This is a genomic window from Vibrio cyclitrophicus (genome assembly GCF_024347435.1).
GTDB lineage: Bacteria > Pseudomonadota > Gammaproteobacteria > Enterobacterales > Vibrionaceae > Vibrio > Vibrio cyclitrophicus.
Window position 1 is genome coordinate 269,677 of record NZ_AP025481.1, and the last position, 15,120, is coordinate 284,796.

Here is a 15,120-nt window from a genome sequence, read left to right on the forward strand (position 1 = left end):
GAGTGTGATGGACGTCGGATTTATAGGTTGTAAATTTACCAATTATTTCGATAATAGTGTTTATATGATTTGATCTATCATTAAACTTCTAGGGGGCAGCGACGAATGAACCATTGTAACTTCTTAAGAGCGTTAGGAATTTTGGGTATTTATCAGCATGCAGTGACGAATCCCATGGTTAATGTGGAGCGTTTAGGTATTCCTAAGTCGGTATTTAGTAACTCGATGAACCTCATTCCGGTGAATGAAGTTGATAAATGGTATGACTTGCTTGAACAGCAAACTAATGATCCGGATATCATATTGAAATTGGCCGATCGTGTCGATATTGAAAGATTAGGCCCGTTAACGAATTGGTTTTTTTCTGGTCACGATCTTGCGTCGACGATTCGTAGAGTCAACATCGGACTGCACTGTTTACAGTCGGGTGCTTTCTTATACGGTGCTCAAGTCGGGACCATGATTAAATGGTGCTACGACAATCCCGCTTACACGGAAACGGGCAAAGTACACGACTCAATAAGAGTGGCAATTTTCATTATGAAGATTTTGCGCCGTTATTTAGGGGATGATTTTAAACCTGTGGCGGTATCAATTGCCGGCCATCGAGATAACGTTGATCTTTACCATGAGTATTTCGGTTGCACGGTTCAATGGGGGCAGCCGCGTACAGAGGTTTGGATACGGAGTGAGTCTAGGTTATCCATTAATCAATCACCATCGAACAGTAAAACGAATCTGGCGATGAATTTTCATGACTTAGACAATTATCTCAATATGCCGGATGCTGGTGATGAACATAAGGTGACTTATGAGATGATCAATTATAGTCGTCATTTTGGTTTGCCTACCTTACATAAAGTTTCCAGTTTACTCGGTCTATCTGAACAGCAGTTCCAGCGACGATTACACAAATTGGGTGTTAACTTTTCTACCATAATGGGATACGCGTTAAGCAACGTGGCCGTGGAACTGTTGTTGTATTCAGTGCCGATAGAAGAAGTTGCAACGAGATTAGGTTATACCAATGTCGCGAGCTTTAATAGGATGTTCAAAAAACACCGAGGACTAACACCTAAGCAGTATATTGAACGTTTTGATAGTGAATGCTGATCATTACTTTTATTAGCCTTTGACTCGCTTTTGAAAGTGAGTGGTTAAATAAACGATAACCCAAGTACTAAGGATAAAAGGAGCCGTCAGCGGCAGTAGTGACAATTCATGAAAACCGAGTGTGATGAGGCTGCTCAAAAGAATGCCTAATAGGATTAACGGCCATGGGATTCGTGTATAAAGCACAAGCGCAAGAGTCGAAAGAATGGCATTGTACCCATAAAGACCTTGCTCAATTAGCGCGCCAGAAGCGCCAATTATATGGCTAAAAGCTGTGCTGAGAACGACCGAAGCAACGACCCACAGAGCATGTTTTAGGTTGTTAAGTGCGATGGCGATTAAGATAACTAGCCCCGACAATGCATTTTCGATAAAGCTGACTTGGCTGATCCCTTTTAAGAGCGGGATCACCACTGCTGACAAATTAAACCATGAACCTTGCTCAATACTGATTATTGGAACGAATACAGAGGTGGGGGTAGCAAAGGCCGATAGATCTAAGGTCGATTGGATAACATAAATTAGCCAAGATGTGAGGACAAAAGCGCTGGTGTAAGCGCGATACTTCTTAAAGCTGAATACAATGTTGGCTATGGGAACGGTGAGCAACGCGCCGAACACAGTGACTAGGACCAATAATGGTGTGACACCAAAAAAGTTACCGATAAACAAACCAATTAAAGCGCCATTTAATGCGTACATGCCGCTACTAATGTTGTCAACTGACTTGTTTGTGTTGCTGAAGGTAAATATATAAAAGACCAATGCATAACTGCAACTTGCACCAAGCAGGGTTAGGCAAGCCAGTGCCAGTGATTCAATAGAAATAGCAAGCAACAGCAGAAGTGACGTCATGACGGACGGTGTGAAATAGACTTGCCCAATACCATTGAGCAAGCCTTTAAGTGGGAGAGTGTCCTTATTCATCGTCATCATCTGATTACATTATTGAGCCATGTTAATTTTCTGTAAGTCAGATTGTATATAACTCCGTTCCGTTGACCATATTGGTGTGTTAATTTTGATACCAACGTTCGCCATAGGCTGCTTGATAATCTGGTTTTTCGATGAGGCCTTTCTGCTCGGGAACCGTTTCCAGTGGCCCTACAACGGTGCGATAAGGCAACACACCCGCCCAGACGGGAATATCCATATCAGTTTTATCATCATTTACACCATGTTTACCAATCTTCACGGATGCTTCCGTTAAAGGTATCGCCAATAACTCGGTCGCCTTGAGCTCTTTCTCATTACTGAGCCTGACTTCGCTGGTTCTTCCCGGTGCGATTTGCTCGATAAAGATATTCAACAAGCGATCCTTTTCTTGATTGTCATCGATGACTGAGAATGACCCCAATACAACAGCAGAACGATAATGCGCGCTGTGATGAAATGCAGAGCGTGCTAGCACCCATCCATCAAACAAAGTGAACGTTAGGCAGGTTGGTTCTCCCTTTTTTAAGCCTTTTAATAATCGACTGTTTTTAGCGCCATGAATGTAGACCATGTCATCTACTCGCCATGCGAGCATCGGAATTATCATCGGACCTTGATCACCCTGTAATGCGATATGTGCGATTAAGCTCTCGTCGATGATTTGATGCAGTTTTTCTGTGTTAAATACGGCCTTGTGAGCCCCTTTCTTAATCGTTGTTCTTTTCGTGTTAGATAACATAATCGCTCCTTAATCATTGCCTTTTGATCAATGTATCGATTAACTGGTCTATTAAATAGAGCCACTTTTAAACACTATTTGGATCCAGTTATGCAGCCTATTGATGTCGGTGACCTACAGTTAAACGATCAACATGAAACTCGTCAAACCGCCTTGTTTCATGCAATCAGAGAGAAGATCGTTCAAAATTTATGGAGCAGAGGCTATAAGTTACCTTCAACGCGTAAATTGGCTATTGAGTTGTCTGTGAGCCGAAATACGGTGATTTACGCGTATGAACAGCTGGTCACAGAAGGCTATATCGAGAGCAAGAAAGGTTCAGGCTTTTATGTGTCGGTTGAGCAGCCAGAGTATTTCTTGAGTTTATCTCAATCGAACGGTATTCAGAGTTCACATGATGTGAGTGCAGAGGTTGATATGCCAAGTAGCGCGCGAGTGACACCCAATGATATCAACCGAAGTTTTGCACCGGGAGTTCCTGACTTGAATGCTTTCCCTTTTACTAAGTGGCAAAGACTGTTACAACGCCACTCTGAGCGTCAGAGCATCGCGGGGAATCAAGACGTCCAGGGAAGTTTGGCATTGAGAGAAGCGTTGAGCGGTTACCTTGCAAGTAGCCGTTCAGTTCGCTGTCATGCCGATAGAATTATTATTACGGCAGGTGCGCAGCAAGCGATTTCAATAGGTTTAATGGCGACGTTGGAGGTGGGCGATAAGATTCTTATGGAAGAGCCTGGCTATCGACAAGTACATAAAATTGTTGATCTATTCAAGCTTGAATTGGATGGTGTGAGTGTCCGAGAAAAAGTTGGCCTTGATATTGAAAAAATACTCGCCAGCGATGCTAAGGCCTTGTATGTCACCCCCAGTAATCAATACCCGATGGGTACAACACTTAACACAGATCAGCGTTTAAAACTTATCGATTGGGCCAACAAACATGAGTCTTGGATCATTGAGGACGACTACGACAGTGAGTTTCAGTTTGCTCATCGCCCTTATACCAGTATGCAAGGCTTGGCAGGGAAACTGGGGTTTGATGATCGAATCATTTATGTTGGCTCGATGAGTAAGGTGATGTTCAATGGCCTTCGCTTAGGTTACTTGGTGGTACCAGAACAATTAGTTACTAAGTGTTTGGAGATTAAAGACGCGCTCAGTGGAGACACGGCCTCACATACGCAAGCAGCATTAGCTGATTTTGTTCGTGAAGGTGACTTATTAAGACATATCAGAAAGATGCGTCGTTTATACAAACTCAAATATGAAGCGATGATCGAGGCCATTGATAGCGAATTTAATGGTGATCTTGAGGTGGTCAGTCAAGCGGCAGGGCTACATGTTATGGTTAAATGGTTAAATGGGATATCAGAGCAAGAGTGGAGCCGTAAAGCAGAGCAAGAAAATATTGTGATTCGACCGTTTGATTTTTACGAATATGGATCGAGTGCTGGGCGTGATTGGAGCGCGGTGGTATTGGGTTTTGGCAACATCTCGTTAGATGATGTGAAGCCGAAGATCAAAGAGATCGCTCGGCTTTTTTATCAATAGTGCTCTGATTTTGACATTATTGCTGTGAATTTGATAGGCGGCTTCTAAGCTTTATCAAGAATGGTTGCGAACGTTACCTTACAATTTGTCGATAGAAACCGTTGGTTTACCTAGCCACTTGCGCCAAGGGAGTGACAGTGTCACAAAGGTGATAACCGCGTAGAGCATTGACCAACCTAAGCAGATAAAAACCAAGGTACAAATAACGAGAGCAACCATAGCTGTGTATCTCGATGTTCCAGTTAACAAGCGACAAGCCGCTAACATTGCGAGCAGATAAACCAGAACAAAAATACCATTAGCAAGCTTGAGAAAGAATTCAAGATCCAAATCAGATAGTTCACCAATTACGCACGATATAAGCGCAATAAAGCCAATCGCTAGGGTTGGGTAAAGCGGCACGCCATGGCTGTTAAGTTTTGCCATTCGGCTTTCTGGTCTGTGTTGGCGTGCCTGAGCCCAGATCATTCTAGATAAGCTTTGAGTATAAAGGTTTAAGCTCGCAAAACATGCGAAGAATCCTAGAACGCTTATCACCGTTTTAAATCCATTACCAAACAGTTGTTCCGTAACCCATGGGATTGAAGTCGCATCAAACTCAGGCGAACCGTAAGCACCCACTTTGATGATGACCACCGAGCAAGCCCAATAGACGATGCCCGCGACAAAGCACCCAGCGATGATCGCGATTGGAAAATCACGTTGTGGGTTTTTAAACTCTTCACCCATGTGAGCAAAAGCTTCTATGCCAACAAAACACCAAAACATCACCGCAAGCGCTGCACCAATTGACCATATTGAATCTGATGTAATTGCAGGAATAACAACATCAGTAGCCCCGATATCAGCTTTCCAGACAAAAGCGCTGACTAAAGCAAATATTGAAAGTGCAATAATCGTTTGCAGTCGGCCAGACGACTTGCTGCCCATGAGGTTAACCACAATAAGCAGTGCAACGGTAATGAATTGCGCTCCAAGAGGCGTATCTAGTGGCGCAGGTAATAGCTGTTGAGCAAAACCTCCGGCTAATGCAATGGCGGCAGGTATACCCACAGGAACGACACTTACGAATAACCATGCAACACTTGTTTCTAAACGTTCGCTGAATGCCTGACGGACAAAATAAGCTGTGCCACCCGCATTCGGGTAGCGTTTCCCTAACGCTGCAAAGGTAAGCGCAATTGGACAGATTGCGATAAATAATATCAACCAAGCTAACAGTGATAATTGTCCTGCGATTCCTGCGGCGATGGCTGGAATCATAAATAACCCAGTACCTAGTAAAGTGGTTGAGAGTTGTCCGATTCCTGAGATCAAGGTGATCTCTTGTTTGAGTTGCGTCATTCGCTGTCCTTGCTGATGGTGCGGTGTTGTTTTCAGTTAGAATTGAGGTGCAGAGTGCATATTCTGCATTGTGATTGAAAGCATACATTGTCGCTATCAATAATGCAGCTAGCGAAACGTCTTAAGAGGCGGTCATTTTAACGGTATTGATTCAATTCAACGTGAAAGTGTCGGCTGTTCTATCGAGGAAAACTGTGTCAAATTAGTCCCTATAAATAGAACAATAATGGAAGTCATCGCAATCATGGATAAATTTGATCGGCAAATTTTAGATATCCTCAAAATTAATGCTCGATGCTCAGTGAGCGATATTGCTAGAGACGTGAGCCTTTCTCGCTCTGCAGTCAATGCTAGAATCAAGAAATTAGAAAACGATAAGGTGATTACAGGGTATTGCGCGCAGATAGCGGAACCTGATCAACCTAAGAATGTGTGCGCTTATATTACATTGAAGTTTGATCTAGCGAGTAGTAACCACAGTTGTGAGTCTTACGCGAAACGTATCCAGAGTATTGACGGGGTTCAATGGTGCCATTCGATCAGCGGTGAGACTGATATGATGTTGTACATCGAAGTGGAAAGCATGAAGCACTTGAATCAAGTCCGCGATCAATTGCAAAGTTACCCAGATCTTCGCCACCTAATGACGCATACGGTTTTGACCGAGTTTTTTAACAAACAGAATTCGTTAGGCCGTTCATGTTAGGAGTGATCGACTGCGCTAAGAGCGTCAACATGGTTAGGAGCTTCAATCTTGCTAGGAGCCTAAATTTTGCTAAGTAATGTAAATTTAAACTTGCTGCGCTCGCTGCATGTGCTCCTTGAAGAGTGCCATGTAAGCCGTGCAGCTCAGCGCCTGCACATAACGCAATCGGCGGTGAGTCGCCAATTGGCTCAACTTAGAGACTTGTGTGGTGACCCTCTCCTTGTTCGTGATGGCAACAAGCTGGTTCCTACCAATCGAGCTCTGCTTCTCAAGGGAAAACTGGATGATTTGTTGGGTGAGTTCGACCATTTATTGGATGATAAACCCTTTGAACCACAAGACTGGCAGGGTGAATTGGTGTTATCGTCCAGCGATTATGTTGCTCAGTATATTCTTCCTGTCATTGTCTCTGAAGTCTCTGCAGAAGCCCCAAATATTAATTTGGCTTACCGTTTATGGCAGCCCAATTATCTTGAAGCGCTAAACGAGTCGGGTATTCATTTAGCTTCCAGCATGTTTCCCAAAAAACCAGAGCAAGTATCGAGCATTAAGCTTGGTGAAGATAAATCGGTGTGTTTGATGCGTAAGTCTCATCCGCTCGCTCAGCAATTAGCCTTGAGTGCGAAGGATATCGTTAATTACTCACATATTAAAGTGACGGGTGGCGGAGACAAAGACAGTTACGCGGATATTGCATTAAAGAAACAAAATCTTAAACGTAGAGTTGCTTTACAGGTTCCGTTTTTCTCGTCGGCAGGTACGGTGTTGATGCAAGAGGATTATCTAATGATTGTGCCTGAACATATCGCTCATAACTTAGGACGACACCTAGAGACTACTTATTTTTCTTTGCCGTTTGATACTGAAATGCATACCTATTGGCTGATGTGGCACCCTAAGTATGACAACGACTCTGCACACAAATGGGCACGAGAGAAGGCATTCCAGGCTATGCAAAAATCGAGTTACAATATAAGTATGATTTCAAATCATAACTATGATGATGATCTTTGATTTCAAAGAATACTTTCTGCGAATTATTGTAAATAGCAAGTACAAGGCGTTCAGTCAGAGCGTATGTTTTTACTAGGAATGGAATGATGACAGTAACAATTTGGTTTTCTTTATTGGCGATTTGTTTATTGGGCGCGATGTCTCCAGGCCCAAGCTTAGCGATGATCGCTAAGCATAGTTTGGCTGGTGGCCGTATGAATGGGCTTGTTGCTGCTTGGTCACACGCCGCTGGCATTGGTATTTATGCGTTCGCAACGATTGTTGGTTTGGCGGTGTTACTTGAACAATCACCAATGTTATTTAAAGGTATCAGTATAGCGGGCGCTGCGTATCTGCTATATCTTGGTGTGAATGCGTTGCGTTCGAAAGGTGGCGTAGCTGCGAAATTGGAAGCGGGTGAGCAGATGAGCTACATGCAATCTGCGCGTGAGGCTTTCTTGATCTCTATTCTGAGCCCAAAGATCGCGCTGTTCTTCATCGCCCTGTTTAGCCAATTTGTTGCACTAGGTAATGAGCTAACTAATAAAGTAATTATTGTTTCAACCCCGTTGATTGTTGATGGCCTTTGGTACACCTTCATCACATTGGTGTTGTCTAGCCCATTGATTGTTGAGCGTATTCGCTCGAAAGCTCAATTGATCGATCGACTGTCTGGTGTAGTTTTGATTTTGTTGGCTGTTCGTGTGGTGTGGACGATTTAGAAGTAAGTCATTTCTCGCGATAACAGGTTTCTATTAAAAAGGCTCACTAGACGTTGTCCAGTGAGCCTTTACTTTTCAAATCAATGGATGTACTAGCCTTCCGAGTTCAGCACTGCATCAAGCTTCGTCATTGAGTCCGAAAAGTAAGGGTTGTAGGTTAGGCGTGCATGGTTTTTCCCATCCTCAATATAACCCCACGCTGAGTACCAAACTTCACTATTATCGATACATTGCTCTTCATAACCTTCTGCTTGTCCGTTAGAACAAATTCTCTTACTACCATTGACTCCGTAGTACGGGTTGTTGGGTGAGAACAGTAAGCCCATGTGAGAACCATTAGAAATGCGCTGATCTGGAATCTTCATACTGTATTGAATAGCGCGAGGATCTTCGAGTGTCGCTTCCCCTAGCCAAATCAACACATTGTTTGGGTTTGGCATCGATCGACTAAACGCTTGCTGGACAAATTTGGTGTCAATGACACTATCGCCTTCGCTCATCATAATAAAAACAGGTTTGTTGAAGTGTTTATCTTGTAGATCTTCACGAACCACTTCTGATGTTTCATAGTAAACCGAAGCGCCATTCATTGGCAGCGAGTTATAGCGCAGTATATTGTCTTCAGGATCTTGGTCAGCCCAAGTAATAAAATAACTTGCTAGACCTGCGTATTGCACGGCTGATGAGCTTGGTTGAAATGCAGGGGAGAATAGCAATAGCCCTGAGATCTTTGGGTCGTTCATCGCCTGTGAAGTCACTAGATTTGCACCTGTTGAATAACCGCCAAGCCACACAGAATCATATTCCTGCTCAAGTAACTGAGTATGGTGAGCTACGACACCTTGCCAATCTTCCAAGCTTGGTTGCATTAAGTCGCCCACACGACTGCCGTGACCGGGAAGTAATACCGTTCTCACAAGGTAACCTTGTTCTGCTAGATGCGTGGCGATGTCTTTAAATGAGTAGGGTGAGTCGCCTAATCCATGGACTAACAATACGGCTTTCCCGTTAGGAGAAACGGGTTGATATTCTGCCGGAGAATTAAGTTGAATCTCTAACTGCTTATTTTCGGTCATGAACACGCGATTTCTCAGCAACCAATCTTGAGTGTCACTGATGTATGCGTCAAAAGTATCTTGTTGATATTCAGGCAAGTTTGGGGAGGTTTCGTAAGCGGGTTCAATGGTCTCGCTGGAGCAACCAACGAGACCTAAAGTCGTTAAGGCAATGAGCGTAATAATGGTCTTTCTGGTCATTATTTAATGTTGTCTCTATCGTGTTTTATTTTGAAGCAAAAGCTTAGACTATTTTTTGTTTGAAAGGTCTTCGTATTCGCCTTCAATAACACCAGCATCACTGGTTGATGACTGACGAGTGTTCATATGAGCTGAGAAACCTTGTTTCTTCATTTGATTCTGAATGCGCTTGCCAGTAATTAAAGCTGCAATAGCTAAAGGAATAGCAAGGAGCAAGCTAGTGAATAACGCCAATAGGCCAGTAAACAGCGCAACAATCGTAACTAATATATTTTTCATATTCATTCCTCTTTTCTCTATGTTGTTACTATATCGCTTCTATTCTGAACGAAACATGAACATCGTTAATTAATCTCATAGAGTCACTATGACACAGGTGTGTTTGAATTGAGGGTTTATATGTAGTCATAATCACGCACTAAAAATATGGGATTTACTTTAGCTGTTTAAAATCAGCCACTTAAAAGTTGGCACGCTTGATGCTCTATAGGGTTTGGAATAAGTCACTGTAAGCAAAGTACTTACAGCTAATAAAAATTACTGGGAGCCCTATATGTTCTGTATTCAATGTGAACAAACCATTCAAACCCCAACCTTAAAAGGCTGTTCTTTCGCACAAGGTATGTGTGGAAAAACGTCTGAAGTATCCGATCTTCAAGATGTGTTGGTGCATTCTCTTCAAGGTGTTTCTTTTTGGGCAAATTTAGGTCGCGCTTGCGATGTTATTGATACTGAAATTGATGAGTGGGCGCCAAAAGCATTCTTCGCAACACTGACTAACGTTAACTTCGACCCTGCGCGTATTATCGAGTTTGCACAACAATCTCACGAGTTTAAGCAGCGTCTAGAGCAACAGGTACGTGCGGCTGCTACATTGATCGGCTTTGAAATCCCAACACTTTCGGCTGCTGCGCAATTCGATCTTCCAACAGATTCTTCAGAGCTATTGGCACTTGCACCTCAAGCTGCGGTAAACCGTGGTCACGACTCTCAACATGAAGATGTGATCGGTCTTCGCCTTCTTTGCCTATACGGTCTAAAAGGTGCGGCAGCATACATGGAGCACGCGCGTGTTCTTGGTCAAACTGACAATGCTATTTTTGCTGAATACCACGAAATCATGGCTTTCTTAGGTACTGATCCATCTGACCTAAAACAACTGCTAGATACATCTATGCAGATTGGCTTGATGAACTACAAAGTAATGGAAATGCTGGATAAAGGTGAGACAGATACATTTGGTCACCCTCAACCAACAACCGTGAACGTGAAGACTAAGAAAGGTCACTGTATTCTTGTTTCTGGCCACGACTTGCATGATCTAGAAAAGATCCTTCAACAAACGGAAGGCAAGGGTATCAATGTTTACACTAACGGTGAGATGTTACCTGCACACGGCTACCCTGAACTGAACAAGTACCCACACCTTGCGGGTAACTACGGCAGCGCTTGGCAGAACCAGCAAAAAGAGTTTGCGAACTTCCCTGGTGCCATCGTAATGACATCTAACTGCCTACTTAACCCAGATGTAGGTTCTTACGCAGACCGTCTGTTTACGCGTAGCATCGTAGGCTGGCCGGGTGTTGCACACCTTGAAGGCGACGATTTCAGCGCAGTAATCGACTGTGCACTGGCGCAAGAAGGTTTTAAACACGACGAGATCGAGCAAATGATCACTGTCGGTTTTGGTCGTAACGCATTGATGGAAGCGGCACCTGCGGTTGTTGAGCAAGTGAAAGAAGGCAACATCAAACATTTCTTCCTAGTCGGTGGTTGTGACGGTGACAAATCTGAACGTAGCTACTACACAGACTTCACAGCTCAAGCGCCAGAAGATTCAGTCATCTTAACGCTTGCGTGTGGTAAATTCCGCTTCAACAAAAATCAATTCGGTGACATTAACGGTATCCCACGTCTGCTCGATGTAGGTCAATGTAACGATGCTTACTCAGCTATTCAGCTTGCTCTAGCACTGTCTAAAGAGTTTGATTGTGGCATTAACGAACTTCCGTTAACGCTGGTTTTGTCTTGGTTCGAGCAAAAAGCGATTGTTATCCTGCTTACTCTGTTCGCTCTTGGTGTGAAAGGTATTTACACGGGCCCAACAGCGCCAGTTTTCCTAACAGAAAATCTACTAAAGATTATTCAAGACGAGTTCGATATGCGTTCTATCTCAACGCCAGAACAAGATCTTAAAACAATCTTAGCGGCTTAATTTAGGCCAACTCAAAGCCCCGTTGTTGTGACGTTTTTCTAAAACAGACAACGGCGGGGTTTTTTAGATTTAAATCTTTAGTCATTTAATCATTAGCAAGGTACACGAACTATGTATGCATGGTCGGATAGCGATTCAATCAATTTAGTGTGTTTAAAGAAATGGCACGAGACGCCAGATACGGTCAGCTTTGAGCTTGGCCGCATTCCACAAGACTTACATTTCAACTTTAAGCCAGGGCAGTTCATTACCTTGGGTTTGGATATGCCGACGAAAACCGATTACCGTGCCTATTCTGTAGCATCTTGTCCTGAAGATAACCGCCTGAAGCTGACGGTAAAGCGTGTGGAAGGTGGTTTGGTTTCGAACTTTATTGTTGATGAACTTGATGAAGGTGATGAGGTTTCTGTATTGAAGCCAGCAGGTACGTTTAACTGTATTGATTGCATGCCAACGGCAACACAGAAAGTAACGCTAGTGAGTGCAGGTTGTGGTATCACACCTGTGATGGCGATGGCAAAGTATTGGTTGGCTCAAGGTAGTGATATTGAAATCGATTTTGTTCACATGGCACGTAATCGACGCGAGACCATCTACTTTGAAGAGCTTAACCAACTTGATGAGACACATGCGAACTTCAATTTAAGATTACTGCTGAAAGACAGTGAAGGAACAAAGGCTCCTCAAGGCCGATTAGATAAGAATTGGTTAGTGAAACTGAGCCCAGATATCTTAGATAGAACGGTTTATCTGTGTGGGCCTGTAGGCTTCATGCAAGACATAGAAAACTACCTGAAAGAACTTGAGTTCAACATGGATAACTTTTATCAAGAAAGTTTTACTCCAGCGACTCAAACTAATGATTCACTAGCCAATAGCAATACTGCTTCAGAAGAATCACAAGCGGAAGCGTCTGCAGATTCAAATGGTGCCGTTAAGGTGTTTGTTCCTGCCTTTGGCGCAGAAGTAGAAGCGGAGGCGGGCACACCACTCGCTGATTCATTAGAGAAAGCAGGCGTTCCGATTATTATTGCTTGTCGCAGTGGGATTTGTGGTTCGTGTAAGTGTAAAGTAACCAAAGGTTCGGTGGAGTCAAGCAGCCAAGAGACTTTGACGCCAGAACAGATTGAGCAAGGTTATGTACTCGCGTGTTCGAGCTCGATTCAGTCAGATGTTGAGATTGAGTTGTAACAGACGTGAAGTGAAGCTTTCCAAGAGTGATGAGGATAAAGTTCTTGTAATAGCGATAAAAGTTAGCTTGCCAGATGTAAAAAGGCCACTTAGATCAGATAGAGAGAGCAGATCTAAGTGGCAACCTTCCTATTTATACGGGGGAGTAAAACAAGAAGGGTTGCAAAGCCCGTTACAGACCCTGCAGATATAATTATTATGTTGTGGAGCTGGTTACCTAAAACTGTTTATAGAATCTAAGGAAGTCATAGAATCTAAGCAATTTACAGGTTCTAAGCAGTTTTTATACTTCAGGGTAAGTCTTGTAGCGCACACCCATCATTTGTTCCATACAGTGAACAACCTGACAGCTGTAGCCAAACTCGTTGTCGTACCAAATATACAACACGGCGCGGTTGTCTTGTGCGATAGTCGCAACACCGTCAACCACACCAGGGTGGCGAGAGCCAACCAAGTCCGTCGATACAATCTCAGTCGAGTCTGTGTAATCGATTTGTGCAGACAAAGCAGAAGACAGCGCCATTTCACGCAGGTACTCGTTCAACTCTTCTTTGTTTGTGCCTTTCTCAAGGTTTAGGTTCGCAACTGCCATTGAAACGTTTGGCGTAGGTACGCGAATCGCATTACCTGTTAGCTTACCTTCCATTTCCGGCATCGCTTTTGATACTGCTTTAGCAGCGCCAGTCGATGTCAAAACCATGTTCAGTGACGCAGCACGACCACGACGATCACCCGAGTGGAAGTTATCGATTAGGTTTTGATCATTGGTGAATGAGTGCACCGTTTCGATGTGACCAGACAGCACGCCAAACTTGTCGTGAACCGCTTTCAATACTGGAGTGATTGCGTTAGTAGTACAGCTTGCTGCAGAGATGATGGTGTCTTCTGGCTGAATAACATTTTCATTCACACCAAATACCACGTTCTTGATATCGCCTTTACCTGGCGCAGTCAGTAGAACTTTCTTCGCACCATTACACGCAACGTGTTGGCTTAGGCCTTCCGCATCACGCCATACGCCTGTGTTATCAACCACAAGTGCGTTTTCAATACCGTAAGCCGTGTAATCCACGTCTTCTGGTTTGTTTGCGTAGATAACTTGGATGAAGTTACCGTTAACGATGATCGCTTTGCGTTCTTGGTCTACAACAATGCTGCCGTTGAATTGGCCGTGTACAGAGTCACGACGAAGCAGGCTAGCACGTTTTTCTAGGTCGCCATCTTTGCCGCCACGTACAACGATTGCACGCAAACGCAGTGGATAACCCGGGCCACTTTTCTCGATCAACAGACGAGTGAGCAGTCGGCCAATACGACCAAAACCGTATAATACAACGTCACGAGGTTCTGTCATCGCATCGCCTTTAAGCGATTCAATGAGTGCAGTTTGTAGGAAATCATCCAACCCGTTTGTGTCTTCGCGATCTTGCCAGAATGCATGAGCAAGACGACCAACATCGATGCGACATGGAGATAGATCCATAGAGATAAGGTGTTGAATGATTGGTTGAGTCTGTTCTGCTGTAAGAGGAGAACCAGTGTAACGTTTTGCGATACGGTGAGCTTTGATGATGTCGATAGTTGTCGCGTTAACCAGGGTCTTACCGAAGAGGATAACCTCTACGCCTTTTTGACGGTATAACTGACCTAAAGTTGGGGCGATGGATTCAGCAATAGTTTGACTAGTTTGCCAGTCTAGGAGGTGCTTTTCGGGACTCATCTTTACTCGGGACCTTTCACGTTAAGTTTCTGCATTCATGGCGGTTGTAGGGAAGCCAATCAGCATAGGGGATTTGAGGCATCAGGCTGTGGTCTTTATTGCCACTTAAATGTGCTTGATATGCCTTGTGTGCAACTTGTAATTTTTATGTGGCAGGATTGTAAGGTACGACGGGTTATTCTGCTAGGAAAAATAAATGCAGATAAATTATCTATAAAATTCCGATAGAGTAGCCAGAAATCAACATTTTAGTGTTAATAAAGGCTATTGACTTTAACAATCTGTAGTACTTATTTTTCGACAAAAAATACTTATCTCAAAATATGATATGAAAACCTGGCCATGGTGAACACTAAAGGTGTGATCATGAACACGAGTTACACGTAAAAAGTAAACGACAAATAAGGCAATCAACGAGTTTTCCTATTCGACCTTTGAACAAGCTGAAGTTGAGTGCGGAAAGTACGTAACGCAAGCGTTTAGGTGTCACAAATTTAACCCAACTAACGGCTTGGTTAATATGTAGAATTATTATTGACTGCTGAATCAAACCAATGAGCTTTCCGGTCCACGCGTTCTATGAGTGATAATAACTCGATAATGCGTCGTTTCTTTAAGCTTCAATTGTTTAAAG

At 43.5% G+C, this 15,120-nt stretch carries 13 protein-coding genes; 7 read left to right on the forward strand and 6 right to left on the reverse strand.

The features are described 5' to 3' along the window. Positions 1 to 105: 105 nt before the first annotated feature. Positions 106 to 1,113, forward strand: a complete 1,008-nt coding sequence (locus OCW38_RS16250; protein WP_010428587.1) for an AraC family transcriptional regulator — start codon at positions 106 to 108, stop codon at positions 1,111 to 1,113. Between the two features lie 12 nt (positions 1,114 to 1,125). Here the strand turns inward: OCW38_RS16250 and OCW38_RS16255 are convergent, their stop codons facing one another. Beyond that, positions 1,126 to 2,049 carry an urea transporter gene (locus tag OCW38_RS16255; protein WP_016769123.1) on the reverse strand — a complete coding sequence of 308 codons (924 nt, stop codon included), beginning with the start codon at positions 2,047 to 2,049 and terminating at the stop codon, positions 1,126 to 1,128. Between the two features lie 79 nt (positions 2,050 to 2,128). After that, entirely contained in the window at positions 2,129 to 2,788 is a 660-nt protein-coding gene (locus tag OCW38_RS16260) for a pyridoxamine 5'-phosphate oxidase family protein (protein WP_010428593.1), read from the reverse strand. A 90-nt stretch (positions 2,789 to 2,878) separates the two neighbouring features. On the opposite strand from OCW38_RS16260, the gene pdxR reads away from it, so the two are divergent. Next, positions 2,879 to 4,339: a MocR-like pyridoxine biosynthesis transcription factor PdxR gene (gene pdxR / locus OCW38_RS16265; protein ID WP_016769124.1), complete on the forward strand. Its 1,461-nt coding sequence runs from the start codon at positions 2,879 to 2,881 to the stop codon at positions 4,337 to 4,339. A gap of 78 nt (positions 4,340 to 4,417) precedes the next feature. Here pdxR and yjeH read toward each other — a convergent pair whose 3' ends face one another. Continuing rightward, positions 4,418 to 5,683, reverse strand: coding sequence for an L-methionine/branched-chain amino acid transporter (yjeH, locus tag OCW38_RS16270; RefSeq protein ID WP_016769125.1), 1,266 nt, complete (start codon positions 5,681 to 5,683; stop codon positions 4,418 to 4,420). A gap of 244 nt (positions 5,684 to 5,927) precedes the next feature. Between yjeH and OCW38_RS16275 the strand changes: the two genes are divergently transcribed. From OCW38_RS16275 to OCW38_RS16285, 3 genes are all read left to right on the forward strand, one after another. Then, a complete protein-coding gene (locus tag OCW38_RS16275; RefSeq protein ID WP_029189134.1) occupies positions 5,928 to 6,389 on the forward strand; it encodes an Lrp/AsnC family transcriptional regulator in 462 nt (153 codons plus the stop codon). Positions 6,390 to 6,455: 66 nt separating this feature from the next. Then, positions 6,456 to 7,403: a LysR family transcriptional regulator gene (locus OCW38_RS16280; protein ID WP_016769126.1), complete on the forward strand. Its 948-nt coding sequence runs from the start codon at positions 6,456 to 6,458 to the stop codon at positions 7,401 to 7,403. An 86-nt stretch (positions 7,404 to 7,489) separates the two neighbouring features. Continuing rightward, a complete protein-coding gene (locus OCW38_RS16285) occupies positions 7,490 to 8,104 on the forward strand; it encodes a LysE family translocator (protein WP_010428606.1) in 615 nt (204 codons plus the stop codon). Positions 8,105 to 8,196: 92 nt separating this feature from the next. Here OCW38_RS16285 and OCW38_RS16290 read toward each other — a convergent pair whose 3' ends face one another. Both OCW38_RS16290 and OCW38_RS16295 read right to left on the reverse strand, forming a co-directional pair. Next, entirely contained in the window at positions 8,197 to 9,360 is a 1,164-nt protein-coding gene (locus OCW38_RS16290) for an alpha/beta hydrolase (RefSeq protein ID WP_261896276.1), read from the reverse strand. A gap of 48 nt (positions 9,361 to 9,408) precedes the next feature. Further along, complete coding sequence (locus tag OCW38_RS16295) at positions 9,409 to 9,639, reverse strand: hypothetical protein (RefSeq protein WP_010428611.1); 231 nt, start codon at positions 9,637 to 9,639, stop codon at positions 9,409 to 9,411. A 274-nt stretch (positions 9,640 to 9,913) separates the two neighbouring features. Between OCW38_RS16295 and hcp the strand changes: the two genes are divergently transcribed. Next, positions 9,914 to 11,575, forward strand: coding sequence for a hydroxylamine reductase (gene hcp, locus OCW38_RS16300; protein WP_016769128.1), 1,662 nt, complete (start codon positions 9,914 to 9,916; stop codon positions 11,573 to 11,575). A gap of 111 nt (positions 11,576 to 11,686) precedes the next feature. Further along, positions 11,687 to 12,766: a hybrid-cluster NAD(P)-dependent oxidoreductase gene (locus tag OCW38_RS16305; RefSeq protein WP_016769129.1), complete on the forward strand. Its 1,080-nt coding sequence runs from the start codon at positions 11,687 to 11,689 to the stop codon at positions 12,764 to 12,766. Positions 12,767 to 13,049: 283 nt separating this feature from the next. On the opposite strand, the gene OCW38_RS16310 is transcribed toward OCW38_RS16305, so the two are convergent. After that, a complete protein-coding gene (locus OCW38_RS16310) occupies positions 13,050 to 14,486 on the reverse strand; it encodes a glyceraldehyde-3-phosphate dehydrogenase (protein WP_016769130.1) in 1,437 nt (478 codons plus the stop codon). Between the last annotated feature and the right edge of the window lie 634 nt (positions 14,487 to 15,120).

Excerpts from the sequence above, each read along its gene's own strand:
- OCW38_RS16250 (WP_010428587.1), top strand. The coding sequence starts at position 106 with ATGAACCATTGTAACTTCTTAAGAGCGTTAGGAATTTTGGGTATTTAT.
- OCW38_RS16255 (WP_016769123.1), bottom strand. The coding sequence starts at position 2,049 with ATGATGACGATGAATAAGGACACTCTCCCACTTAAAGGCTTGCTCAAT.
- OCW38_RS16260 (WP_010428593.1), bottom strand. The coding sequence starts at position 2,788 with ATGTTATCTAACACGAAAAGAACAACGATTAAGAAAGGGGCTCACAAG.
- pdxR (WP_016769124.1), top strand. The coding sequence starts at position 2,879 with ATGCAGCCTATTGATGTCGGTGACCTACAGTTAAACGATCAACATGAA.
- yjeH (WP_016769125.1), bottom strand. The coding sequence starts at position 5,683 with ATGACGCAACTCAAACAAGAGATCACCTTGATCTCAGGAATCGGACAA.
- OCW38_RS16275 (WP_029189134.1), top strand. The coding sequence starts at position 5,928 with ATGGATAAATTTGATCGGCAAATTTTAGATATCCTCAAAATTAATGCT.
- OCW38_RS16285 (WP_010428606.1), top strand. The coding sequence starts at position 7,490 with ATGACAGTAACAATTTGGTTTTCTTTATTGGCGATTTGTTTATTGGGC.
- OCW38_RS16290 (WP_261896276.1), bottom strand. The coding sequence starts at position 9,360 with ATGACCAGAAAGACCATTATTACGCTCATTGCCTTAACGACTTTAGGT.
- OCW38_RS16295 (WP_010428611.1), bottom strand. The coding sequence starts at position 9,639 with ATGAAAAATATATTAGTTACGATTGTTGCGCTGTTTACTGGCCTATTG.
- hcp (WP_016769128.1), top strand. The coding sequence starts at position 9,914 with ATGTTCTGTATTCAATGTGAACAAACCATTCAAACCCCAACCTTAAAA.
- OCW38_RS16305 (WP_016769129.1), top strand. The coding sequence starts at position 11,687 with ATGTATGCATGGTCGGATAGCGATTCAATCAATTTAGTGTGTTTAAAG.
- OCW38_RS16310 (WP_016769130.1), bottom strand. The coding sequence starts at position 14,486 with ATGAGTCCCGAAAAGCACCTCCTAGACTGGCAAACTAGTCAAACTATT.